Source organism: Burkholderia alba (assembly GCF_034721475.1).
GTDB classification, from domain to species: Bacteria; Pseudomonadota; Gammaproteobacteria; order Burkholderiales; family Burkholderiaceae; genus Burkholderia; species Burkholderia alba.
Genome location: NZ_JAWJWL010000005.1, coordinates 15,817 through 40,505 on the forward strand (window position 1 = coordinate 15,817; position 24,689 = coordinate 40,505).

General features: G+C 68.0%; 21 protein-coding genes. 11 read left to right on the forward strand and 10 right to left on the reverse strand.

All coding sequences use genetic code 11. The features are described 5' to 3' along the window. Window positions 1-202 precede the first annotated feature (202 nt). Window positions 203-898, reverse strand: coding sequence for an MgtC/SapB family protein (locus RZR99_RS06685; protein ID WP_323118960.1), 696 nt, complete (start codon window positions 896-898; stop codon window positions 203-205). A gap of 120 nt (window positions 899-1,018) precedes the next feature. Between RZR99_RS06685 and RZR99_RS06690 the strand changes: the two genes are divergently transcribed. Further along, a complete protein-coding gene (locus RZR99_RS06690) occupies window positions 1,019-2,125 on the forward strand; it encodes an AGE family epimerase/isomerase (RefSeq protein WP_323118961.1) in 1,107 nt (368 codons plus the stop codon). Between the two features lie 549 nt (window positions 2,126-2,674). Here RZR99_RS06690 and RZR99_RS06695 read toward each other — a convergent pair. Beyond that, window positions 2,675-4,288, reverse strand: a complete 1,614-nt coding sequence (locus RZR99_RS06695; protein WP_323118962.1) for a methyl-accepting chemotaxis protein — start codon at window positions 4,286-4,288, stop codon at window positions 2,675-2,677. Between the two features lie 72 nt (window positions 4,289-4,360). Next, on the reverse strand, window positions 4,361-4,594 hold the full coding sequence (locus tag RZR99_RS06700) for a hypothetical protein (RefSeq protein ID WP_323118963.1): 234 nt from the start codon (window positions 4,592-4,594) through the stop codon (window positions 4,361-4,363). On the opposite strand from RZR99_RS06700, the gene RZR99_RS06705 reads away from it, so the two are divergent. Further along, on the forward strand, window positions 4,584-5,027 hold the full coding sequence (locus tag RZR99_RS06705; protein ID WP_323118964.1) for a PaaI family thioesterase: 444 nt from the start codon (window positions 4,584-4,586) through the stop codon (window positions 5,025-5,027). The genes RZR99_RS06700 and RZR99_RS06705 overlap by 11 nt on opposite strands. A gap of 103 nt (window positions 5,028-5,130) precedes the next feature. Here RZR99_RS06705 and RZR99_RS06710 read toward each other — a convergent pair whose 3' ends face one another. From RZR99_RS06710 to prpB, 5 genes are all read right to left on the reverse strand, one after another. Next, a complete protein-coding gene (locus RZR99_RS06710) occupies window positions 5,131-6,192 on the reverse strand; it encodes a CaiB/BaiF CoA transferase family protein (RefSeq protein WP_323118965.1) in 1,062 nt (353 codons plus the stop codon). Between the two features lie 53 nt (window positions 6,193-6,245). Beyond that, window positions 6,246-7,436: a 2-methylaconitate cis-trans isomerase PrpF gene (gene prpF / locus RZR99_RS06715; RefSeq protein ID WP_323118966.1), complete on the reverse strand. Its 1,191-nt coding sequence runs from the start codon at window positions 7,434-7,436 to the stop codon at window positions 6,246-6,248. Between the two features lie 71 nt (window positions 7,437-7,507). Beyond that, on the reverse strand, window positions 7,508-10,105 hold the full coding sequence (gene acnD, locus RZR99_RS06720; RefSeq protein ID WP_323118967.1) for a Fe/S-dependent 2-methylisocitrate dehydratase AcnD: 2,598 nt from the start codon (window positions 10,103-10,105) through the stop codon (window positions 7,508-7,510). A 62-nt stretch (window positions 10,106-10,167) separates the two neighbouring features. After that, entirely contained in the window at window positions 10,168-11,340 is a 1,173-nt protein-coding gene (gene prpC, locus RZR99_RS06725) for a bifunctional 2-methylcitrate synthase/citrate synthase (protein ID WP_323118968.1), read from the reverse strand. A gap of 32 nt (window positions 11,341-11,372) precedes the next feature. Further along, a complete protein-coding gene (gene prpB, locus RZR99_RS06730; RefSeq protein WP_323118969.1) occupies window positions 11,373-12,266 on the reverse strand; it encodes a methylisocitrate lyase in 894 nt (297 codons plus the stop codon). Between the two features lie 193 nt (window positions 12,267-12,459). Here prpB and prpR point away from each other — a divergent pair, with 193 nt between their 5' ends. Further along, the gene (prpR, locus tag RZR99_RS06735) at window positions 12,460-14,472 is read left to right on the forward strand and encodes a propionate catabolism operon regulatory protein PrpR (protein ID WP_323118970.1); all 2,013 of its coding nucleotides are present in this window, start codon (window positions 12,460-12,462) and stop codon (window positions 14,470-14,472) included. Between the two features lie 28 nt (window positions 14,473-14,500). Here prpR and RZR99_RS06740 read toward each other — a convergent pair whose 3' ends face one another. Together RZR99_RS06740 and RZR99_RS06745 are read right to left on the reverse strand one after the other, a co-directional pair. After that, window positions 14,501-14,797, reverse strand: a complete 297-nt coding sequence (locus RZR99_RS06740; RefSeq protein ID WP_323118971.1) for a hypothetical protein — start codon at window positions 14,795-14,797, stop codon at window positions 14,501-14,503. Beyond that, window positions 14,794-15,042 (reverse strand): hypothetical protein, encoded by a 249-nt coding sequence (locus RZR99_RS06745; protein ID WP_323118972.1) that lies wholly within the window; start codon window positions 15,040-15,042, stop codon window positions 14,794-14,796. The genes RZR99_RS06740 and RZR99_RS06745 overlap by 4 nt, the downstream gene beginning before the upstream one ends. A 739-nt stretch (window positions 15,043-15,781) precedes the next feature. Here RZR99_RS06745 and RZR99_RS06750 point away from each other — a divergent pair. The 8 genes from RZR99_RS06750 (at window position 15,782) to RZR99_RS06785 (ending at window position 24,684) form a co-directional block, all read left to right on the forward strand. Beyond that, window positions 15,782-16,117: a hypothetical protein gene (locus RZR99_RS06750; protein ID WP_323118973.1), complete on the forward strand. Its 336-nt coding sequence runs from the start codon at window positions 15,782-15,784 to the stop codon at window positions 16,115-16,117. A 364-nt stretch (window positions 16,118-16,481) separates the two neighbouring features. After that, on the forward strand, window positions 16,482-17,096 hold the full coding sequence (locus tag RZR99_RS06755) for a TetR/AcrR family transcriptional regulator (protein WP_323118974.1): 615 nt from the start codon (window positions 16,482-16,484) through the stop codon (window positions 17,094-17,096). Between the two features lie 46 nt (window positions 17,097-17,142). Next, window positions 17,143-18,171 (forward strand): oxygenase MpaB family protein, encoded by a 1,029-nt coding sequence (locus RZR99_RS06760; RefSeq protein WP_323118975.1) that lies wholly within the window; start codon window positions 17,143-17,145, stop codon window positions 18,169-18,171. A 45-nt stretch (window positions 18,172-18,216) separates the two neighbouring features. Then, window positions 18,217-19,896: a long-chain fatty acid--CoA ligase gene (locus tag RZR99_RS06765; RefSeq protein WP_323118976.1), complete on the forward strand. Its 1,680-nt coding sequence runs from the start codon at window positions 18,217-18,219 to the stop codon at window positions 19,894-19,896. A 133-nt stretch (window positions 19,897-20,029) separates the two neighbouring features. Then, entirely contained in the window at window positions 20,030-20,758 is a 729-nt protein-coding gene (locus RZR99_RS06770) for a TetR/AcrR family transcriptional regulator (RefSeq protein WP_323118977.1), read from the forward strand. A gap of 78 nt (window positions 20,759-20,836) precedes the next feature. Next, a complete protein-coding gene (locus tag RZR99_RS06775; protein ID WP_323118978.1) occupies window positions 20,837-21,922 on the forward strand; it encodes a hypothetical protein in 1,086 nt (361 codons plus the stop codon). After that, entirely contained in the window at window positions 21,919-23,124 is a 1,206-nt protein-coding gene (locus RZR99_RS06780; RefSeq protein ID WP_323118979.1) for a hypothetical protein, read from the forward strand. The genes RZR99_RS06775 and RZR99_RS06780 overlap by 4 nt, the downstream gene beginning before the upstream one ends. 672 nt (window positions 23,125-23,796) lie before the next feature. Beyond that, window positions 23,797-24,684: a LysR family transcriptional regulator gene (locus RZR99_RS06785; protein ID WP_323118980.1), complete on the forward strand. Its 888-nt coding sequence runs from the start codon at window positions 23,797-23,799 to the stop codon at window positions 24,682-24,684. The last annotated feature ends 5 nt before the right edge of the window (window positions 24,685-24,689 follow it).

The window sequence follows — 24,689 nt, forward strand, 5'->3', positions numbered from 1 at the left end:
CCGCGCAGCGGCGCGGGCCGGCGCGCGGCCGACAGCGGCAACGGCGCGCGGCCGGCGCGGCTTGCCGGTCGAACGAGGGGAACGGGGAGATGCTGCGGAATCGGTCATGGGGCGTACAGCAGCGCACCGTACGGGCGCCGGGCAAATACTGCGAATAGCGGGAAGGCCGCATTGTCTCATGCCGCGTGCCGGGCCCCGCAGCTTATTCGTCGGGCAGCGCGCTCTGCCGGTCGCTGAATCCCTTCACGCCGGGCAATTGCCGCACTGTCGCGCAAATGCGCTCGTACTCCGGCTCCGACACGCGCCCGAAAGCGATCGTCACCTCGTCGCAGTCGGACGCATCCTCGCTCTGCTGGACGATGAACTGCTTGATCCGCGCGCTGTCGACGCCGAGCGCCGTATGCACCGAATGAAACGTCAGCGCGCCGCGCTCGACCATCAGCGACATCTGGCGGCGCTGCCGCACCGTGATGTAGCGGCGCTCGAGCGGCTTGATGCCCGCCAGGATGATCAGGATGATGATCGTCGCGGCGATCGACGCCGTGTACAGGCCGCCGCCGACCGCGAGCCCCACGGCCGCCACCGACCACAGGCTCGCCGCCGTCGTCAGGCCGCGGACGATTTCGCCGCGCAGCAGGATCGATCCCGCGCCGAGAAAGCCGATCCCCGATACGACCTGCGCGGCCATCCGCGACGGATCGAGGTCGACGTGCGGTTGCCCGAGCACATCGGCGAACCCGAACGCCGAGACGATCATGATCAGCGCAGAGCCGACGCACACCAGCATGTGCGTGCGCAGGCCGGCCGCCCACGACAGGCGCTCCCGCTCGAAGCCGATCACACTGCCCAGCGCCGCCGCCAGAACGAGCCGCATCACCAGTTCAACATTGTTCAGCATGCTTTCACTCCTGTTTTTGTACGGTGGAATACACGGCACCCGGTCGAGTTGCATTATCCTTGCCCTCGGCGCAGCGTGCGTCCGTCTGATTTCCCATCGTTTACCGCGTCGTTATCCGCCATGTCCGCGTCCGACCCAGCCTCCGTCCAAGCCGCCCAGTTGCGCGATCACTTCGCCCGCATCGTCCTGCCGATGTGGCGCGGTCCCGGTTTCGACCGCGCGCTGCAGTTGCCGTTCGAAGCCGTCGCGCCGGGCACGCATGCGCCGCTGCCCGCCACCCGCTATCGCGCGATGGCCTGCGCGCGGCAATTGTTCGTGTTCTCGCAGGCCGGCGACGCCGATCACGCCCACACGCTGTTCGCCGCATTGTGCCGCCAGTTCCGCGATCTCCGCCACGGCGGCTGGTTCTACAGCATCGACGCGCAGGGCGCGCCGCTCGACCGCACCAAGGATCTCTACACGCACGCATTCGTCGTGTTCGCATGCGCGGAATACTTCGCGGCGTTCGGCAATCGCGACGCGAAGACCGTCGCGAGCCACACCGCATCGCTGATCGAGACGCGCTTCGCGCGCCAGCCCGGCAACGCGCTGCTCGACGCCGCGCGTAGCGAGAATTTCTCGCAGACGGCCGAGGGCCCGCTGCAGAATCCGCTGATGCATCTGACGGAAGGCTGGCTCGCGGCCGGCCGCGCGTTCAACGATGCGGCGTACGACGCCGCGCTGCTGCGCACCGCTCAGGCGGTGGAGCGCACCTTCGTCGACCCGGGCACCGGCTGCATCGCCGAACTGCCGCTAGGCAGCACCGGCAACCGCTTCGAGCCCGGCCATCAGTTCGAATGGTTCTATCTGGTCAGCGCCGCCGGAGCGAGGCTGGCCGGCACCGGCCTGCCGCAGGCGCTCGCGCGCGCCTACACGTTCGCGCAGCGGCACGGCGTCGATGCGCAGACGGGCGGCGTCTGCGCGGCCACCGACGCGCACGGCGCATGCATCGACGGCACGCAGCGCATCTGGGCCCAGACCGAATACCTGCGCGCGCTCGCGACGCACGTCGGCACCGGCGCCGACGCGCTCGCGCAACAGATCGAGCGGTTCGGCGCGCGCTTCCTGCACCCGCGCGGCTGGTACGAATGCAAGACCGCGCAAGGCGACGTATCGCGCACCGACATGCCGTCGACCACGCCCTACCACCTCGCCACCGCCTACGCGGCGCTGCCCGGCCGCGCATGATCCGCCGCGCGCGGAACGCTCGCCGGCGCAACCGCAGCATGCGCTTCGTTCCAAGCGCCGCGCGGCAGATCGAGCGCCACGGGTGAAGTCGCTGAAGGCTGATCCCGAGGCAGGAAGTCCGGCCATCGGCGCAATGCCGCCGGTCGACACCATCGCCCCGACGAGGCACGCGGCCCGCGAACCCGGCATACCGGCGCCGGCCTGATCCCTGATCCCTGATCCCTGATCCCTGATCCCTGATCCCTGATCCGCCTGACCCAACCGATCCAACCGATCCAACCGATCCAACCGATCCAACCGATCCAACCGATCCAACCGATTCAACCGATTCAACCGATTCAACCGATTCAACCGATTCAACCGATTCAACCGATTCAACCGATTCAACCGATTCACCCGATTCAACCGATTCAACCGATTCAACCGATTCACCCGATTCAACCGATTCAACCGATTCAACCGATTCAACCGATTCAACCGATTCAACCGATTCAACCGATTCAACCGATCGGGCCGACCCAACCGATCGGGCCGATCCGCCCCTCCCGCTCAAGCCGCTTCGAACGCCCCCAGCGCCGGCGCCTCCGGCGCATGCATCCGCCCGCCCGTCGCGATGCGTCCGTCGCCCAGCTCGAACACCGCCACCGCCTGCTGCAGATGCTGGGTCTGCTCGTTCAGCGACGCGGCGGCGGCCGCCACCTGCTCGACGAGCGCCGCGTTCTGCTGGGTCAACTGATCCATCTGCGTGACCGCTTGGTTGACCTGCTCGATCCCCGCGCTCTGCTCAACCGACGCGGCGGTGATTTCCGTCATCGTCTGCGCGACGCGCGAGATCGACGACGACACCGTGCGCATCGCCTCGCCCGCCCGCTCGACCAGCTCCGATCCGCCGTCGATCTGCGCGACCGACTCCTCGATCAGCGCCTTGATCTCCTTCGCCGACTGCGCGCTGCGTTGCGCGAGCGAGCGCACCTCGCCCGCGACCACCGCGAAGCCGCGGCCCTGCTCGCCCGCCCGGGCCGCCTCGACCGCCGCGTTCAGCGCCAGGATATTGGTCTGGAACGCAATGCCGTCGATCACCGAGATGATTTCCGCGATCCGACCCGAACTGCGCGCGATGCCGCGCATCTTGTCGACCACGCTGTCGACCACCGCGCTGCCGTGACTCGTCGCGTCCAGCGCCTGGTCGGCCAGTGTGCTGGCCGCGCGCGCGCTGTCGGTGTTCTGGCGCACGGTAGCGGTCAGTTCCTCCATGCTCGCCGCCGTTTCCTCCAGCGACGCCGCCTGGCTGCCGGTGCGCGCGGACAGGTCCGCGTTGCCGCTCGCGATCTCGCCCGCGCCGAGGTGGATCGCATCCGATCCGGTGCGCACCGAGCGCACGGTGCCCGCGACGCTCGCCTGCATCGCGGCCAGCCCGCGCAGCAGATGATCGATCTCGAACACTCCCTGCGGTTCGACCGGCTGGTCGAGCCGCCCGCGCGCGATCCGGTCGAAATGGCGGCCGGCCTCGGCCAGCGGCTCGACCACGCCGCGTTTCGCCGCGACATAGACCGCCGCGATGCTCGCCAGCATCGCGACGAACAGGACGATGGCCACCCATTTGAACCACGCGATCGCGGTATCGATCAGGTCCAGCGCATCCCGGCTCGAATTGCCGCTGAAATCGACGAAATTGCGCAGTTCGGCAAGATACGCATCCTGGATCGATTGGGTGGGCTGGTCGAGAAACGCCTGGATGTTGTCGGCATCGAGGAACTGCACCAGTTCCGCGAGCGCCGCGTGCAGCTTGCCGTAGCGTTCAGCAAGCGCCGCCGTGCGCGCGCGGTTCTCGTCGCTGACCGCGGGGACGTTCGCGAGCACCGCGAACGCCTTGTCGGCGAGCGCCAGTTGCTCGTCGGCGTGCCGGATGATGTCCGCCGGCTTCGGACCGCCGCGCACCATCCGCGTGCCCGCGCGCGACAGGTTGATGCGGGCGTCGAGCAGGCGCTGGGTCGCCTGGTTGGCGGCGCCGACCTGCGCGATCGCCACACTGGACAGATCGTCGACGCCGCGCCGCGTCGCCGACAGCGACCAGAAGCCGAGCCCCTCGAGCGCGAGCTGAAACAGGCAGAAGACGACGAGAACGCCGAGCAGACCGGACGCGAGCTTGATTTTGCTGAACATGGCGTTTCCTGGAGATCGAAAGAGAGTGTGACGCTCAGGCGTTAGCGGCATCCCGTCGGCGGACTTGAGATATCACGCCCGAATCGGCGCGATCGGCGCGATCGGCGCGGCTTGCGCGGATTCGCCGCAATATTCCGGCGGGCGCGGCACCCGATCGGCGTCATAGTCACCACGAATTTGCTTGCGTATCGGACCGCCCCTTCCTAGAGTGAAGCGCAAGCAGGCCGTTTCGGCCTGCGCGGCGTACCGAACGGCCCGGCTGTTCCCGCGCCTCTCCTTCAGCCAAGGAACGTCGATGACCGACATCGTGGACCACGCGCGCGGCGCGCTCCGGGCGCAGCCCTTCAGCATGCTGCTCGGCACCGAACTCGTGTACATCGGCGGGGAAGAAGCGTCGCTGTGCCTGCCGATCCGCGACGAGCTGAAGCAGCAGCACGGTTTCGTGCACGGCGGCGTCATCGGCTATCTGGTGGACAACGCCCTCACGTTCGCGGGCGCGCTGGCGCTCGGGCCGCGCGTGGTGACGGGCGAATACAAGATCAATTACCTGCGCCCGGCCGTCAACGGCGTCCTGCTCGCGCGGGCCAAACTGCTGTACGGCGGGCGCTACCAGGCAACCTGCCAGTGCCACGTGTTCGTGATCGACGGCTCGCACGAACGGCTGGTCGCCGTGGCGCAAGGCACCATCAACAAGATCGGCGACGGCAAGGCCGCCGACGGCGTCGAGGAAAAGGCCTGACTGACCGGCCGCCGCACCGTCCCGCGCGGCCCGCGCGGCGCATCCCCGCCCCGCCGCCGACCGGACAATCCGGCCGGATCGCCACGCGCAGCGGCGCGTCCGCTCAGGCGTCGTCGTGCCGGTCGCCCTCTCGCAACGGCAGGAAGCGCGGCGCGACGCGGGCGCGCACGGTGCCGTCCGCGTCCTCCCGGTAGATCCCGCGCGCGACGTTGTGCGGATGCCGCGCCGCGTCGGCGACGCCGAGCACGGGCGCGAAGCACGCGTCGGTGCCTTCGAGCCGTGCGCGCCAATGCGCGGCGGGCTCGGTCTCGAACAGCGCGGTGAAGCGCGCCCTCAATGCCGGCCACGCGGCGCGGTCGTACTGCGCGGCCGGATCGACGTCGGCGAGGCCGAGGCGTTCGAGCAGCAGCGCGTAGAACGGCGGCTCGAGCGCGCCGACCGTCACGTGCTCGCCGTCGGCGCAGCGGTAAACGGCATAGAACGGCGCGTCGTGGAACAGGCTCGGCGCGGGCGTGTCGAGCTGCCCGCCGGCGCGCGCCCACAGCGCGAGCATGCCGAGCATCGCGACGACGTCGACGATCGCGCCGTCGACCACCCGTCCGACGCCGCTCGAGCGCGCGTCGAACAGCGCGCAGACGATGCCGAACGCGAGCCCGAGCGCGCCGCCCGCATCGCCGACGACGGTCGGCGGAATCATCGGCCGCTCGCCGCGCAGCGCGGACAGCGACAGCAAGCCCGTCAGCGCGACATAGTTCAGGTCGTGGCCCGCGGATTGCGCGAGCGGCCCGTGCTGCCCCCAGCCCGTCATCCGCGCATAGACGAGGCGCGGATGGCGCGCGCCGCAGTCGGCCGGCCCGAGACCCAGCCGCTCCATCACGCCGGGGCGGTTGCCTTCGATCAGCACGTCGGCGCGGGCGACCAGCGCGAGCGCGGCATCGCGGCCCGCGGGGGTTTTCAGATCGAGTTCGACCGGCTCCTTGCCCTGCCGCAGCAGATCGCCGTCGGCGCTGCGCAGCGCGTCGGGCGCGCTCGACCGGCCGGCGGGACGCGTGACCAGCGTCACGCGCGCGCCCATGCCGGCCAGTATCCAGCCCGCCAGCGGCCCCGGCCCCAAGCCCTCGAATTCGACGATGTGCACCCCGGCCAACGGCGCCTGAAGCGGCATGAGATTCTCCCGAAACGGCGCCGCGCGCCGGCCGCGCGGCGAACAGTCAACCGTCAGAACGTGTCGCCCGGCACCCGCACCCAACCTTCCATCAGCACCCGCGCGCTGCGGCTCATGATCGCCTTGGTGACGGTCCATTCGCCGTCCACCCGGCGCGCCTGCGCGCCGACCCGCAAGGTGCCGGACGGATGCCCGAAGCGCACCGCCTCGCGCTCGCCGCCGCCCGCCGCGAGATTCACCAGCGTGCCCGGGATCGCCGCGGCCGTGCCGATCGCGACGGCCGCCGTGCCCATCATCGCGTGATGCAGCTTGCCCATCGACATCGCGCGCACCAGCAGATCGACGTCGCCCGCGTCGACCCGCTTGCCGCTCGACGCCACATAGCCGGCCGGCTTCGCGACGAACGCGACCTTCGGCGTGTGCTGCCGGGTCGCGATCTCGTCGAGATGCCCGATCAGCCCCATGCGCAACGCGCCGTGCGCGCGGATGGTCTCGAATTTCGCGAGCGCGGCCGGATCGCCGTTGATCGCGTCCTGCAGCTCGGTGCCGCTGTAGCCGATCGCGGCCGCGTCGACGAAGATGGTCGGGATGCCCGCGTTGATCATCGTCGCCTTCAGCGTGCCGACGCCCGGCACGTCGAGATCGTCGACCAGTTGGCCGGTCGGGAACATCGCGCCGCCGGCGCCGTCCTCGTCCGCCGCCGGGTCCAGGAATTCGAGCTGCACCTCGGCGGCCGGGAAGGTCACGCCGTCCAGCTCGAAATCGCCGGTTTCCTGCACCGCGCCGTTCGTGATCGGCACGTGCGCGACGATCGTCTTGCCGATGTTCGCCTGCCAGATCCGCACGACCGCGACGCCGTTCTCCGGCACGCGGCTCGCGTCGACCAGCCCGCCGCCGATCGCGAACGGACCGACGGCCGCCGACAGGTTGCCGCAGTTGCCGCTCCAGTCGACGAACGCGCGATCGATCGACACCTGGCCGAACAGGTAGTCGACGTCATGGTCGGGCCGGCTGCTCTTCGCGACGATCACCGTTTTGCTGGTGCTCGACGTCGCGCCGCCCATCCCGTCGATCTGCTTGCCGTACGGATCGGGGCTGCCGATCACGCGCAGCAGCAGCGCATCGCGCGCCGCGCCCGGCGCGCGGGCGGCCTCGGGCAGATCCTGCAGGCGGAAGAACACGCCCTTGCTGGTGCCGCCGCGCAGGTAGGCGGCGGGAATCTTGATCTGGGGTACGTGTGCCATCTCGATGCTGTCCTGTAGTCGCAAAGGGCGGCGCGTCGCCGCGCCGCCCGGGTCCTCGCCGCGCGCCGCCGTCAGGCCGCCTTCGACGATTCGAGGAAATCCTGCGCGAAGCGCTGCAGCACGCCGCCCGCTTCGTAGATCGACACTTCCTCGGCCGTATCGAGCCGGCACGTGACCGGCACCGCGACGCGTTCGCCGTTGCGGCGCTGGATCATCAGCGTCAGATCGGCGCGCGGCGTGCGCTCGCCGATCACGTCGAAGGTCTCGGTGCCGTCGATGCCGAAGGTCGCGCGGTTCGAGCCGGGCTTGAACTCGAGCGGCAGCACGCCCATCCCGATCAGGTTGGTGCGGTGAATCCGCTCGAAGCCCTCGGCGACGATCGCCTCGACCCCGGCGAGCCGCACGCCCTTCGCCGCCCAGTCGCGCGACGAACCCTGGCCGTAGTCGGCGCCCGCGACGATGATCAGCGGCTGTTTGCGGTTCAGGTAGGTTTCGATCGCCTCCCACATCCGCATCACCTTGCCCTCCGGCTCGACGCGCGCGAGCGACCCCTTGCGCGCGCTACCGTCGACCACGGCCATCTCGTTGACCAGCGTCGGATTCGCGAACGTCGCGCGCTGCGCGGTCAGGTGATCGCCGCGGTGCGTCGCGTACGAATTGAAATCCTCCTCCGGCAGGCCCATCTTCGCAAGGTACTCGCCCGCCGCGCTGTCGAGCAGGATCGCGTTCGACGGCGACAGGTGATCGGTCGTGATGTTGTCGCCGAGCACCGCGAGCGGACGCATGCCGCTCAGCGTGCGCTCGCCCGCGAGCGCGCCTTCCCAGTACGGCGGCCGGCGGATGTAGGTGCTTTGCGGCCGCCAGTCGTACAGCGGCGCGGCCGTTTCGCCGGTCGCGGCGTTCAGCGCGAACATCGGCTCGTAGACGCGCCGGAACTGCTCGGGCTTCACGCTCGCCGCGACGATCGCGTCGATCTCCTCGTCGGCGGGCCAGAGATCCTTCAGATAGACCGGCTGGCCGTGCTGATCGACGCCCAGCGCATCGCGCTCGATGTCGAAGCGGATCGTGCCCGCGATCGCATACGCGACGACGAGCGGCGGCGACGCGAGGAACGCCTGCTTCGCATACGGATGGATGCGGCCGTCGAAGTTGCGGTTGCCGGACAGCACGGCGGTCGCGTACAGGTCGCGCTCGACGATCTCCCGCTGGATCGCCGGATCGAGCGCGCCCGACATGCCGTTGCAGGTCGTGCACGCGAACGCGACGATGCCGAAGCCCAGCTTCTCCAGATCCGGCAGCAGCTTCGCTTCTTCCAGGTAAAGCTCGACCGCCTTCGAGCCGGGCGCGAGCGAGGTCTTCACCCACGGCTTGCGGGTCAGGCCGCGCGCGTTCGCATTGCGCGCGAGCAGCGCCGCGGCAATCACGTTGCGCGGATTGCTGGTGTTCGTGCAGCTCGTGATCGCGGCGATGATCACCGCGCCGTCGGGCATCCGCCCCGGCACGTCGTCCCATTGGCCGGCAATGCCGCGCGCGGCCAGCTCGGCCGTCGGCAGCCGCTTGTGCGGATTCGACGGGCCGGCCATGTTGCGCGCCACCGACGACAGGTCGAAGCGCAGCACGCGTTCGTATTCGGCGCGCGCGAGGCTGTCCGCCCACAGGCCCGCCGCCTTCGCGTAGGTCTCGACCAGCCCGACCTGTTCGTCGCTGCGGCCGGTGAGGCGGAGATAGTCGAGGGTCTGCGCATCGATGAAGAACATCGCGGCGGTCGCGCCGTACTCGGGCGCCATGTTCGAAATCGTCGCGCGGTCGCCGAGCGTGAGGCTCGCCGCGCCTTCGCCGCGAAACTCCAGATACGCGCCGACCACCTTTTCCTTGCGCAGGAATTCGGTCAGCGCGAGCACGATGTCGGTCGCGGTGATGCCGGGCTGGCGGCGGCCCGTCAGCTCGACGCCGACGATGTCCGGCAGCCGCATCCACGACGCGCGGCCGAGCATCACGTTCTCGGCCTCGAGGCCGCCGACGCCGACCGCGATCACGCCGAGCGCGTCGACGTGCGGCGTGTGGCTGTCGGTGCCGACGCAAGTGTCCGGGTACGCGACGCCGTCGTCGCTGACCTGGATCACGGGCGACATCTTCTCCAGATTGATCTGGTGCATGATGCCGTTGCCGGGCGGGATCACGTCGACGTTCTTGAACGCCTTCTTGGTCCAGTCGATGAAATGGAAGCGGTCTTCGTTGCGGCGATCCTCGATCGCGCGGTTCTTCGCGAACGCATCGGGGTCGAAGCCGCCGCATTCCACGGCGAGCGAGTGATCGACGATCAGCTGCACCGGCACCACCGGGTTGACCTGCGCCGGATCGCCGCCCTGCTCCGCGATCGCGTCGCGCAGCCCGGCGAGGTCGACGAGCGCCGTCTGGCCGAGAATGTCGTGGCACACGACGCGCGCCGGAAACCACGGGAAATCCCGCTCGCGCTTGCGCTCGACGATCTGTTTCAGCGAGTCGGCGAGCAGCGCCGGATCGCAGCGGCGCACGAGATTTTCGGCGAGCACGCGCGACGTATACGGCAGCGTGTCGTACGCGCCGGGCGCGATCGCGTCGATCGCGGCGCGTGTGTCGAAGTAGTCCAGCGACGTGCCGGGCAGGGGTTTGCGGTATGCGGTGTTCATCGGTGTGGGGACAGCCTGGTATGGACGAGCAAGGGGCGCCTCGCGGCGCCCCCGAATGGCGATCAGCGCTTCGCGAGCGGCACGAACTTCTGGTCCTCCGGACCCGTGTAGTTCGCGCTCGGCCGGATGATCTTGTTGTCGATGCGCTGCTCGATGATATGCGCGCTCCAGCCGGCGGTGCGCGCGATCACGAACAGCGGCGTGAACATCGCGGTCGGCACGCCCATCATGTGATACGACACCGCGCTGAACCAGTCGAGGTTCGGGAACATCTTCTTCGCGTCCCACATCACCGATTCGAGCCGCTCGGCGATGTTGAACAGCTTCAGGTCGCCCGCTTCCTTCGACAGCTTTTTCGCGATGTCCTTGATCACCTTGTTGCGCGGATCGGAGATCGTGTACACCGGGTGGCCGAAGCCGATCACCACTTCCTTGTTCTCGACGCGGCGGCGGATGTCGGCTTCCGCCTCGTCCGGCGTGCGGTAGCGGCTCTGGATTTCGTAGGCCACCTCGTTCGCGCCGCCGTGCTTCGGCCCGCGCAGCGCGCCGATCGCGCCCGTGATCGCCGAGTAGATGTCCGAGCCCGTGCCCGCGATCACGCGCGCCGTGAACGTCGACGCGTTGAACTCATGCTCCGCGTACAGGTTCAGCGACGCATGCATCGCCGCGACCCACGACTTCGGCGGCTCCTTGCCGTGCAGCAGGTGCAGGAAATGGCCGCCGATCGAATCGTCGTCGGTCTCGGTCTCGATCCGCTTGCCGTTGTGCGAGTAGTGATACCAGTACAGCAGCATCGAGCCGAGCGACGCCATCAGGCGATCGGCGATGTCGCGGGCGCCCGGCAGGTTGTGATCGTCCTTCTCCGGCAACACGGTGCCGAGCACCGACACGCCGGTGCGCATCACGTCCATCGGGTGCGCGGACGCCGGCACCCATTCGAGCGCGGCCTTCACGTTGGCGGGCAGGCCGCGCAGCGCGCGCAGCTTGGTCTTGTACGCGGCCAGCTCGGTGGCGCTCGGCAGCCTTTCGTGCACCAGCAGGTAGGCGATTTCCTCGAATTCGCAGCTGCCCGCGATATCGAGGATGTCGTAGCCGCGATAGTGCAGATCGTTGCCGGTCTTGCCGACCGTGCACAGCGCCGTGTTGCCCGCCGTCACGCCCGACAGCGCAACCGATTTCTTCGGCTTGAACGCGCCCGCCGTGCCCGTTGCCCCTGCTTCCTTTGTCTCGCTCATCCTTGCTTTCTCCTGGGTATCGATATCGATGCTTAGTTGCGGCCTTCGCTGAAGAGCTGGTCGAGCTTGTCTTCGTAGGCGTAGTAGCCGAGATATTCGTACAGTTCGGCGCGCGTCTGCAGCGTCGGGACCGCGGCTTTCTGCGTGCCGTCGCGGCGCACCGTCTCGTAGAAGTTCAGCGCCGCCTTGTTCATCGCACGATACGCGCCGCAGCAGTACAGCGCGATGTCGACGTTCGCCTCGCGCAGCTCGTCGGTGGTGAAGAACGGCGTCGAGCCGAACTCGGTCAGGTTCGCGAGGATCGGCACCTTGACCGCGGCCTTCACGCGCCGGTAATCGTCGAGCGTCTTCATCGCTTCCGGGAAGATCATGTCCGCGCCCGCCTCGACATAGGCGAGCGCGCGCTCGATCGCCGCGTCGAGTCCCTCGGCGGCGGCGGCGTCGGTCCGCGCCATGATCACGAACTGCTCGTCGGTGCGCGCGTCGACCGCCGCCTTGATGCGGTCGACCATCTCGCCCTTCGGCACGCACTCCTTGCCGGGCCGGTGCCCGCAGCGCTTCTGGCCGACCTGATCCTCCAGGTGCACCGCCCCGACGCCCACCTTGATGAACGAGCGGATCGTGCGCGCGATGTTGAACGCGCCGCCCCAGCCGGTATCGATGTCGACCAGCAGCGGCAGGCCGGTTGCGTCGGTGATGCGGTTCGCGTCGGTCAGCACGTCGTCCATCGTGCTGATGCCGAGATCGGGAATGCCGAGCGAGTTGGCGGCCACGCCGCCGCCGGACAGGTACACCGCCTTGAAACCAACGGCCTCGGCCATCTTGGCCGCGTACGCGGTGATCGCGCCGACCACTTGCAGCGGCGCTTCGGCCGCGACTGCCGCGCGGAATCGGGCGCCGGCGCTGAGGGGTTGAGAGTTGCCCATCGACTGTCTCCTGAAGAATGCACGCTATCCAGCAAGGACCGGGCCAGCCCGCCGCACGGCCGCTAAACCGCTGATTCTTAATCCAATCTCGAATTCATGCCGACGTCAACCGATTTCAACTTAGAAACCTTCCATTCCAGATTTGAAATGCCGGCGTCATAATGGCCGCTGTGTCCACCCCGCCCCGACCCCGATGAGCCTTCCCACCGAACCGAGCATCCGGCCCCGTATCTGGGCGGTCGGCATCAGCCGGCTGCGCGCGCTGTTCCGCGACATCGCCGACGAATACGACGCGCGCGCCGACCTGCGGATCGTCGCGCGCGGCTACGAGGAAGCGATCACCGCGCTCGCGACGGCCGGCGCCGAGCGGCCCGACGCGATCGTCGCGGCCGGTTCGAACGGCACCTACCTGAAAGCGCGGGTGCGGGTGCCGGTCGTGCTGGTGAGCCCGACCGGATTCGACGTGATGCATGCGCTTGCCCGCGCGCGGCGCGACGCCGCGCGGATCGCGCTCGTCAGCTACGGCGAGACGCCGCCCGAGGTGCGCCGCTTCGTGACCGCTTACGGGCTCGACGTGGCGTTCGCGTCGTACCAGTCGGCGCAGGAAGCGCAAGCGCGCGTCCAGGAGTTGCAAGACCGCGGCATCGAGACCGTCGTGGGGCCGGGCCTCGTGACCGAACTGGCCGCCGGCGCGGGCATGGGTTCGGTGTTCCTGTACTCGCATGCGTCGGTGCGCGCGGCGGTCGATACCGCGCTCGAGGTCGCGTACGCGACCCACAGCGAGGCGCTGCGCCGCCAGCGGCTCGACAACCTGCTCCAGCATCTGCGCGACGGGGTCGTCGCGCTCGATGCGCAGGGGCGCGTCGAGGCGATCAATGCGCGGCTCGCGGCCGCGTTCGGCGTCGATCCGGCGGCGGCGGTCGGCCGCGCGCTGCTGGACCTGACGCCCGAGCTGCGCACGCTGCGCGAGACCGAGGACGACGCGCTCGCCACCGTGCGCGGCGTGCGCTACGTCGTGCATCGCGGCCCGCTGGTCGCGAGCGGCATCGCGACGGGCAGCGTGCTGACGTTCCAGGAATCGCGTGCGGTCGAGCGCCTCGACCGCACGCTGCGCTCGCAACAGCGCGCGCAGCAGTTCACCGCCCGCTACCGGCTCGACGACGTGGTCGGCGCGTCGGCGCCGATGGCGCGGGTTCGCGACCTGGTGCGGCGCTACGCGAAGTCGGACGCGACCGTGCTGATCCTCGGCGAAAGCGGCACCGGCAAGGAGATGATCGCGCAGAGCCTGCATGCGCTCAGCGCGCGCCGCCCGTTCCCGTTCGTCGCGGTCAATTGCGGTGCGTTCCCGGAAGCGCTGCTCGAAAGCGAGCTGTTCGGCTATGACGAGGGCGCGTTCACCGGCGCGCGGCGCGGCGGCAAGGCCGGCCTGTTCGAAGCCGCGCATCGCGGCACGCTGTTTCTCGACGAGATCGGCGAAATGCCGCCGTCGCTGCAAAGCCGGCTGCTGCGGGTGCTGCAGGAACGCGAAGTGGTGCGGCTCGGTTCGACCGAGCCGATCCGGATCGACGTGCGGGTGGTCGCGGCCACGCATTGCCCGCTGATGGCCGCCGTCGAGGCGGGCACGTTCCGCGCCGATCTCTACTACCGGCTCAACATCCTGAACATCGGGCTGCCGCCGCTGCGCGAGCGTCCCGCCGATATTCCCGCGCTCGCGGCCGCGCTGCTCGCGCAGGCGGCGCAGCGCGAAGCGCGGCTCGCCGGGCGCGTGCGCGATGCGGGGGAGGCCGAACGTCTGCTCGCCGCGGCCTATGCGCCGCTGATGCGCCACACGTGGCCCGGCAATGTCCGCGAGCTGCAAAACGTGATCGAGCGGATCGCCGTGGAACTGGCGGAGGCGGCCGACGGAGCAACCGTCGACGCCGCGACGGCCGGCGGCGGCGCGACCGTCCTGAGCGTCGACGCGCTGCGGGCGATCGCGCCCGAGGTATTCGCCGCGCCGACGCGACAGGCGGGCGGCGACGCGCAAGCGCCGACGCTGCAGCAGCGCCGCCGTCGCGCGGAAGCCGACGAAATCCGCGCGGTGCTCGACGCGTGCGGCGGCGACCGCGACCGCGCCTGCGCGATGCTCGGCATCAGCAAGACCACGCTGTGGCGCAAGCTGGCGGCGGCGGACCCGGCAAAGCCGGGCGGCCGCTCGTCGCGCTAGCCGACAGTGAACACACCGCGCGTGGCCGCTATCGGGCCGAAATCAACGGGGCGACCCGAATCGCCGCCGCCGCGACAAACACGGCATGCACCGTATCGCCCACCTTCAATCTTTTGAGATCGACGTCAGCGCCGATTTCAAGCGTTTGCGTACGATAGGCTCCGCGCAACGTGACGAGGCGCTTCTTGAGATCGATCTTCCGCACCGTTGCAAGCACCTCGGTCTGTCGCGCGGCTTCATAGCCTTCCGATGTCGGGACGGCAACCTCGGTATCGACGCGCGCGCGCATTCCCTTGTCCTCGGCACTCGCCTTGTCGACCTTCACGAGCGGCGCGTTCTTGTACGGCACATCGACACGATCCCCACCTTCAGCGTATCGAAACCCAAGACATCCGGGCCAACCTTCACGGTAACGACGCCTCCGTTGCGGCCCTTGAGCGTCAGCGTGCGCGTACCCGCTTCGATCTTGACGATCCGGGCCTCGAGAGGGATCGGTTCCGTGTCGCTGACCGCGCCCTGCGCGGCGTTCGCCATCGCACGCTGCCCCCACGACGGTTGCATGACAGCCACGGCCGTCCCTAGGACCACCGCAATGATCGTCATCCTCATGCCAGCATGTCCCCCTCAAGATCCGTTGAAAAGAAGCGTCACCGTCCGTCTCGACGACTCTGTCGCGCAGCGTTTGCGCGCATGACCGCCAGCGGAGCGGCGCGGGACAGCGTCCACCCGTCGATTCGCTGCCGTCTGCCTGAACGACTCAACGCCGGATCCACTGCTCAACGCCCAAGACAAGCTCACTCGCCGCTGCCGCCCGCCTCTCGCGGGAGCAGGAGCGCGGCAAGTTCGTCCGATCCAGCGCGACAGAGGCCGCGCACGGGGCCGCTCGCTGCCGCCTCTGAAGGCGCCGCAAAATGTGCGGCCTCCTCCTTGTGTTCGGCGCAGGTCAACCTTAGCCCGAAGCGCTGCGCGCGCGTTATCGGGATTACGGGCAATGACCTCACCCCATGGGCAATCCCCGCGCACGCGAGTGAATCGCATGCGATCCAACAGCGGCGGCCGGAGGAGCCGGGCATGGCTTCGAAACGCAGAGGTTGCCGCGAGGGAAGCGGTTGCCGGAAAACGTTCGCCCATCCGAGCGCGGATCGGGTTGCACGCCCCTCACCCCGTATGTCCCGATGCGTCGGCTAACGCTCCTGCAGCAACCGACCCGCCGCTCACAAGCGTGAGTTCCAAGCGCCCCGGATACTCGTCCGCGCTTCGGATCCATGTCGCGCGTCGCGATTCGGCCTCCCGGCGAATGAGTCGCTGCATGAGCAGTCCCGCATCGACGATGCGTATTCGTGAAGATCGATTTCCGGAAATGACGCGATTGCTTCTTCAACCCATCAAACCGCACAGCGCGAAAAACGCCGCATTCGACGCGACATCCCCATCCGGGCCGACGGCCCGGCATTGGCTCATGCATGGCGAAGGCCTGTGCGACGACGGGCGACATGTTCATGCGTACGCCTCGCTTCGCTCGTTGAGCGGGAAAGCCGATGCGAAACCCCACTCGCTCGATATCGGAATGGCCGACATCCCGGCAGCGGTGCGCAATCGACATCCGCATTGGCAAAGGCACGATCCGCCGGCAAGCATCGACTGACGGGCCGCCCATCCTGGGCCGCGCTCCTGCGCACGGCCGGCCTCGTGCATCGGCATCACCTCGATGCGAGGCCCGCCCTCGTCGCGCACTCACTCGCCAACGCGCGGAGCCGCCGCCGCGCTGGCGACACAGCGGGTTTGCCATCCGGCAACGCATTCGTTCGGTATATCGCGTCGCAGCACGCAACAGCATGCCGCGATAGCGCTCACGTTTCCACGTCAATGCCCAGCACGCCGAAGTGCATCGCAGCAATTTCCCCGCCTCCGGGCACCGTCTTCCGGTCTCCGAATCGATCCTCTAAAAAAGCGTCTTGCGCGATTCCTACACCCCCGAATATATTTCATTCGACACTGTAGGAAACACGATGCAAGAACGCACACGCGCGGCCCATCTGGGGCCGGAACGTCGACGGCCGCAGGTGCTGGACACCGCCCTGCAACTCGCCGTCACCCGGGGCTTGAGGGGCGTCTCGATGGAAGCCGTCGCGCAGGCGCTCGGCGTCACGCGGCCGGTGGTCTACGCCTGCTTCGCGTCGCGGGAGGACATGCTGGATGCGTTGCTGGTGCGCGAGGAGCGGCGCCTGTTCGAGAGCGTGATGTCCGCGCTGCCGCCCCTGCCGCACGTCGAGAGTCCCGAGCAGTTGATGACGACCGGCTTTCGCGCATTGCTGAAGGTCGTGGTCGAGCACGGCGACTCGTGGCGGCTGGTGTTCGCCGCCGATGCCGACCGGGATGCCGTGGAGCGATACGGCCACGCGCGGCGCAGCATCGCGCAGCAGATCGGCGTGCTGATGGCGCCGATGCTGACGACCGCCGGCGTCAGGAACGTCGACAAGAAGCTGCCGGTGCTGGTGGAGATATTCATGTCGATGGGCGACGGCGCCGTGCGGGCGATGCTCGAAGACACGCAACAGTGGACGCCGGACGAACTGGGCGCCTATGTGGGCCGGCTCGTGTTCGGCGCGATGTTGAAGGCGTAGAACGTCATCCGCGCTTTGTTATCGAAGCATTGAGGAGAACGCTGTCATGGTCGCAACCCAGGCTGTCCGATCCGCCGCCGAAGCCCGGCACGAAGATTACGGTTTTTTCGGTCCGGATTCCCCGACCTGGCGCATCTGGACCTATCCGACCGCGTTGACGATCGGCTTCCAGCGCTCCGTCGTGGTCGAGGAGCTGGACCCGTTCCTGCTCGCGGCCGTCAATGCCCGGCGCGGCATCTATACCAACCCGAAGCTGCGCTACGACCGCACCATCCGGTATTTCGCGACCGTCGCGGTCGGCGACACCCGCAGCGCCATCGCCGCCTCGGAGCTGCTCGTCAAGGTACACGCGAAGGCGGTCGGCATCGAGCCGGTCAGCGGCAAACGGTTCGACGCCAACGACCCCGACTCGCAACTTTGGATTCTCCTTACTGGTTGGCACTCCGTATTGATCGCCTATGAACGGTTCGGCCCGGGCAAGCTGTCCGCCGAGGACGAGGCGCGCTACTGGGAAGAATGCGCGGTGGCGGCCGAACTGCAGACGTGCGCGCCGGCGGACGTGCCGCGCAGCAGGGCCGGCATCCGGGAATACTTCGCGGCGATGCGCCCGAGGCTCGCCGCTTCCGAACTCACGCAAGCCACGATGCGGTACCTGCTGGACGGCACGCGGATCACGATCGACGACGAGACGCCGCGCGTGCTGCGGCCGTTCCTCCGAATGGCGGGCCGGGTGATGCGTGCCGCGACGGTCTCCACGATGCCCGACTACATGCGCGAACTCGCGGGCATTCGCCAGCCGCGCTGGATCGACGCGGCCGTTACGCCCTTCGTGCGGCTGGCGATGAAATACCTGGCGACCCGGCGGGCGTCGCTGGCGCTGGTGGATGCGATCGCGCCGTCCAGCCGGCCCGTCATCGAACCGGTGATTCGCGGCATCGCGCCGCTGCGTTCCGAAACGCTGACGCCCGAACAGGCGCGCAATCGCTACAACACGATCAGCCCCGCGGAAATGCATCGGCAGATCCTGCAGCGAACCGCGAACGAAGCCCGCGCGCAAGCGCAGGCCGCGCACTGAGCCGCCGCGATGCGCGCCACCGAGGCCGGCGAGGAGACACATGGCATGGACAAGATCTGGTTGAAGTCATATCCACCCGGCATTCCCGCCGAGATCGATCCGTCGCGATACGCGTCGATCGTCGCCTTGCTCGACGAAAGTTTTGCCGCTTACCGGCAGCGCGACGCCTTCGTCTGCATGGGCCGGGCGATCACCTACGGCGAGATGGACGCGCTGTCCCGCAAGCTCGGCGCTTGGCTGCAATCGCGCGGGCTCGCGCGCGGCGCACGGGTCGCGATCATGATGCCGAACGCGCTGCAGTACCCGGTGACGATCGCGGCCATCCTGCGCGCCGGGTACGCCGTGGTCAACGTCAATCCGCTCTACACCCCGCGCGAGCTCGAACACCAGCTGAAGGACAGCGGCGCGGAAGCCATCGTCATCCTGGAGAATTTCGCGGCGACGCTGCAGGCGGTCATCGCCAGGACGGCGATCAGGCACGTGGTGGTCGCGTCGATGGGCGACCTGATGGGCGCCAAGGGCCTGCTCGTCAACACGGTCGTACGGCGCGTGAAGAAGCTGGTGCCGGCCTGGCACCTGCCCTCGCATACGCGCTTTAACGCCGCGCTCGCCGAAGGCGCGCGGCATGCGCTGCGGCCCGTCGCGCCGGAGCCGGGCGACGTCGCGTTCCTGCAGTACACGGGCGGCACGACGGGCGTGTCGAAAGGCGCGACGCTGACTCACCGCAACATCGTGGCCAACGTGCTGCAATCGGAAGCATGGCGCGAGCCGGTGCTCGCGAACCGCCCGGCGGACACCCCGTTCGTGACGGCGATCGCGCTGCCGTTCTATCACGTGTTCGCGCTGACGGTGTGCGGCTTCATGACGATCCGCACCGGCGGGACGGGCATCCTGATTCCGAATCCGCGCGATATCGGCGGCATGATCAAGGCGCTCAAGGGCTACCCGATCGCCGCGTTTCCCGCCGTCAATACGCTCTACAACGCGATGCTGCACCATCCGGATTTCGGACAGCTCGATTTCTCGAAGCTCCTGGTGGCCAACGGCGGCGGCATGGCGATCCAGGAAAGCATCGCAAAGCGCTGGTACGAGCACACCCGGGTGCCCATCGCCGAGGGCTACGGTCTGTCGGAAACCTCGCCGAGCGCGACCTGCAACCCGCTGACGATCACGGCGTACACCGGCACGGTCGGCGTGCCGCTGCCGTCGACCGAGATCTCGATCCGCGACGACGACGGCAACGAGATCGCGCTCGGCCAGCCGGGCGAAATCTGCATCCGCGGCCCGCAGGTGATGGCCGGCTACTGGAATCGCCCGGAGGAAACCGCGAAGGTCATGACGGCGGACGGCTTCTTCCGCTCCGGCGATATCGGCGTGATGGACGAGCGCGGCTATCTGAAGATCGTCGACCGGAAGAAGGACATGATTCTCGTCTCCGGCTTCAACGTCTATCCGAACGAGATCGAGGACGTGGTGTCGTCGCACCCGGGCGTCTTCGAAGTCGCCGCCGTGGGCGTGCCCGACGCACACTCCGGCGAGGCCGTGAAGCTGTTCATCGTCAAGCAGGACCCCGCGCTGACCGATCGCGACGTGCTCGTCTTCTGCAAGGCGCATCTCACGGGCTACAAGCGCCCCAAGGCCATCGAATTCCGCACGGAACTGCCCAAGACGAACGTCGGCAAGATCCTGCGGCGCGAGCTGAGGGACAGCCCCGGACAGACATGAACGCGCCCGGCCGCCGCCCGGCATCGCCGGACCGAGCGGCCGTTCCCCACGAATCACGAGGCCGGGTGAAGCGGGCAGCACCGTTCGCCCCGAAGCAAAGCGGACATCCACGCGGCCGCACCGGAGACAAGACGTGACCGACCATCCCCATACCGACGATTCGCACGGCACCAAAGCGCGCCTCCTCGACGCGGCCGAACAGCTCTTCATCGAACACGGGTTCGACGGCACCGTGATGCGGCAGGTCGCATCGCGCTCGTCGGCGAATCTCGCCGCCATCAGCTACCACTTCGGCGGCAAGGAAGCGATGATCAAGGCCATGCTCGCGCGCCGCCTCGACCCGTTCGCGCTCGACTGCATGATTTTTCTCGATCGTCTGGTCGACCGCTTCGGATCCTACTCGGAGTGCAGCCACGTGCTCGGCGTGCTGTTCGTCGCGGTGCGGCAGTCGTCGAGCCGGATGAACCTGGAGCGCAATACGCTGCTGCGGCTCATTGTCCGGGTGACCATCGATCCGTCGGCCGTCGTCCAGGATTTCATCCACGCCCGCTATGCCGACGCCATCGATCGCTTCTGCGGCGCGCTCTCCCGGATCACGCCGAATCTGCCGATATCCGAGCTGACGTGGCGGCTGCACTGCGCCGCGCACACGCTATCTGGAATCCTGACCAATTCGCGCAGCCTGAACCTGTTCGAGAAGTTCTCGATCCGCGCGGGCCTTCCGGATCGGGACGTCCTCTCGCGCATCACGGTGCTGATCGGCAACGTGCTGATGGTGCCGTCGACCGACACTTCGCAGCTTGCGCGACTGTCGACCCTGCTCCTCGATCGCGAGGATTCCCGGCTGGCCGAACTGAAATAGCGCGGCCGAGCGCGGCACCGCCCGGCGCACGGCCTGCGCGAACGGGCCATCCGGCCAGATGCCGACAAGGAGCACGCGATGAAATCGAGGACGGCCCGGCGTCGCGAATCGGCGGCGCGGAGGTGGATCGGATTGCCGCTGGCGGCGCTGTGCGCCGGTTTGCACGTCACGCCCGCCGATGCCGGGACGGCCTCGGCTCAGCCCGCCGCCGCGCCCGCCGTCGAAGCGCCGCCGCAGGACACCGATCCGCGCCGCTCCGGACAGAACGCGACGATCTTTCTCGCCAACAACCTCGAATTCCGCTTCGTCGGCGACGCGGGCTTCCACATTCGCAACGTCGAAGCGGACCTGCGGGCCAACGATCCCGCGCGGCCGATCGTCATGGACGATCCGGCCTCCTTCCGGGTCGACGTGACGCGCGGCGAGATTTCGATGACCGGCGCGAATCTCGCCGCGCTCCTCAATCGCGAGCTGACCGCCGCGAAAGCGCCGATCAGGAACGCCCGGGTGACGGTCGGGAAAAACGGCCTGGAGATCGGCGGCGAACTGCTGCGCGGCGGCAGCTGGCTGCCGCTGACGCTGACGGGACGGCTGACGCAGGACAGCCCGGTCACGCTGAGCTTCGCCGCGGACAGCATCGTGATCGACGGCGTGGAGGTGCAGCCCAGCCTGCACGTGGCCCGGCTGACCGTGCAGGATCTGGTGCCGCTGCGCACCCGCTCGATTTCGCTGCAAGGCAACCGCATTGTCATCCGGGTCGACACGATGCTGCCGCCGCCGCAGTTCCGCTTCGCCATCCGGTCGCTCGGCCAGACGGACGATCGCATCGTCATGGTGCTCGCGCGAGGTCCGGACGGCACCGGCGACAGCGCGCCGACCCGCAAGCGCGACGCGTTTCGCCAGGCCGGCACGAGCGCGGCGCTGCGGGACGATCCGAAGCGCAGCTACCTGATCCTGGCGGGCGGCGATGTCCGCATCGAACGCGTGCTGGCGACGGACTCCGTCGTGACTTTTTCGAGCGAGGATCCCGCCGAAGTCCTGACTTTTCCGCTCTACGACTACCGCAGCCTGCTCGCGAGCTGCGCCGTGCGTCTGAGCGCGGACGGCGACGTTTCGATCACCCGGCGCCCGAATGCCCAGGTTCGATCGGGAGCCCATCCATGATCCGCCTGCACTGGATTCCTCGCGCCGTCCTGATCGGGGGATGCTGCCTGTTGCTGTCGAACCGGGCGACGAGCGGCGAGCCGAAGCAGGACGAGCGGACCGGATGCGCAAGGCCGGACGGCCTCGCGCGGACCGATCCGGCTCCGCAACCCGCCGCGCCGGTGGCGATCGACAGCGCGTCCGGCTACGCGACGCTCGCCAGGGCCGCCGAACCGGATCCCTACCGGAAGCAGCAGACCGACTATGCGGACGCCCTGCGGCTCTGGCAGGCCGACATCGCGCCGCTGCCGGCCGCCGCGAACCTGCCCTGCCCGGTCGTCACGCCGACCGACCGTCACTCCGGCTATGCGCAGGTCGGCATCCGCATCAAGGAAACCGACGTCTATCTGAGCCGGGACATCGGCTTTCACGTACGGCGCCTGGACGGCTGGCTCGAATCGAAGCGTCCGCGGGCGCCGGTCGATTTCGACCGGCCGGAGGATTTCGACCTGCACGTGAACAGCGGCGAGATCGTCGTGCCGTTCCCCGTGCTCGATACCCTGTTCAACCGCTATATCCTGGCCTATCAGGGCGCGCGCTTCACCGACGTCAAGGTGAGCTACCACGCGCCGAACCAGTTGACGATCAGCGGCCGCGCGAATCCTTGGGGCGTGCTGTCGACGCCGAGCGTGCCGGTCACGCTGGTGGCCGATATCGAGACCGTCGCGAACCGGCCGATTCTGCGGCTGTCGCCCCAGCACACCGAATCCCTCGGCATCCCGCTGACCGATCTCATGCGCGTGACGCGCATCTCGCTGGCGTCGGTGGTGCCGATCGACGCGCCGGGCGTGAAGTTCGCCGGCAACACGCTGGACATCGACTACCAGTCCGTCTTCCCGCCCCCGAAGATCGTCGGCAACGCCACCGAAGCCTGGGCCGGCCCGCGCGGCCTGTATCTGCGCTTCGGCGCGGCGGATGCCGCGGCCATGCATTTCACGCCGCCCGCCGACGCGCCGAACGCCTTCATCTGGCTCCAGTCCGGCGATCTGAAGTTCTACAAGCTGATCCTCCTCAACGCGAAGGCGCTGATCCGCCCGACGCCGTTGTCCGGCCCGTTCAGGTTCGTCTTGAGCGACTACCGCGCGACGCTGGCGTCCGGCACGGCGGCGATCGCCCCGGACGGCACGCTGCAGATCGCCGTGCCGCCGGCGGCCCGGCCGTAGACGTCGCGGCGGGCGGCCTTCGGCCGGGCGCCGCCGTCGACCATGCCTTTGCCTGTCGCCGATGCCCCGATGCGCCTCTCCTTGCGGCCGCCTCCCGCGGCCGCGCGGCCGTTCGGCAGGCGGCGCGCAATGTAGCGCGGCGGCAGCCCCGCCCACGCGCCGCCGTGGCCGCCTGGGGTCGCCCATCCCGGCCCGCCGTCCTGACGATCTCGAACCGCCGCATCCCGGCTTCGAACGGTTCGCGCAGCAAATCGGCATGCGCAATCGATTGCGGGATCGGTTTCACGCGCGTTATGCGCGCTGACGCCGCCGCGGCGCCTCAACGGCCGACACCGAACGGCTAAGCGTGCCGGGGTCTGCTCGGACGGCGGCGAGTCGAGGTTGCGTGATCCACCGCGCCGCGCTTCGCGCAGTTCCCCCGCCCGGCGCCCCGATACCCGGCAACCCGGCGCCCGCCCGCGCACTCCGCGCCCGAATTCAATCTCGAATTCATTCCGTTCGGCACCCCACCGAATCGATGGAAATATTTTCAAATTTAATAATCCATTTAATAGCCGAAGTTCAACTATTACGAACTACAAAATATATTATTTCACCCCGATGAATGCCATGAATAACAAACATCACTGATACAATTTACGAAACGCATAAATCAATTAGCGGCCAGAGAAAATGGACGAATTATTATCGATACGATTATTCGTGAAGGTAGCCGATCTGCGGAGTTTCGCGAGAGCGGCCGCCGAACTCAATGTCTCCAATCCGACCGCCACGCGTCTCATCATGAGTCTTGAGAATCGGCTCGGCACCCGTCTTCTGAACCGCACCACCCGCAGCCTGTCGCTGACCGAGCCGGGCCGGGTCTATCTGAAGCAGATCCGCAACGTCATCGACGAGATCGATCACGCCGAGTCCGTCCTGGCCTCGCTCAACCACGAGCCGATCGGATCGCTGCGCATCGTCGCGCCGGTCATGTTCGGCATGCACATCCTCGCGCCCGTCATCGGCTCCTTCAAGCAAATGCATCCGAAAGTCATTCCGGAAATCACTATCGCGGACGGCCATGTCGATCTGGTCTCGGAGGGATTCGACGTCGGCCTGATGCTGACGCAGAGAATCAGCGGCGCCAATACGATCCGAAGAATGTTCACCAAACTGGAGATGGTGGCCTGCGCCACCCGGAAATATCTCGACATGCACGGGCAGCCGAAACACCCGGCCGAACTCGAAAACCATTCATGTCTTTTATTCCAGTCGGATTATATCGGCGATGTTTTATCGTTCAATCAGCACGACATGGATATCACCGTCCGCCCGCAGAAATCCGCATCGTCGAACAATATCGGATTGATTCGCCAGTTCGTGCTCAACGATATGGGTATTGCGGTTTTGCCGAATTTTCTGGTGGACGACGATATCCGGGACGGGCATCTGATCCCGATTTTGCGCGATTTCAGCATCCCGGATCTCGAAATGAATATCGCCTACCCGAGCCGCCGCCATTTTCCGCGCAAGACGCGCCTGTTCATCGATCACGTGCTGGAGCATTTCAAGATCTGAGCCGC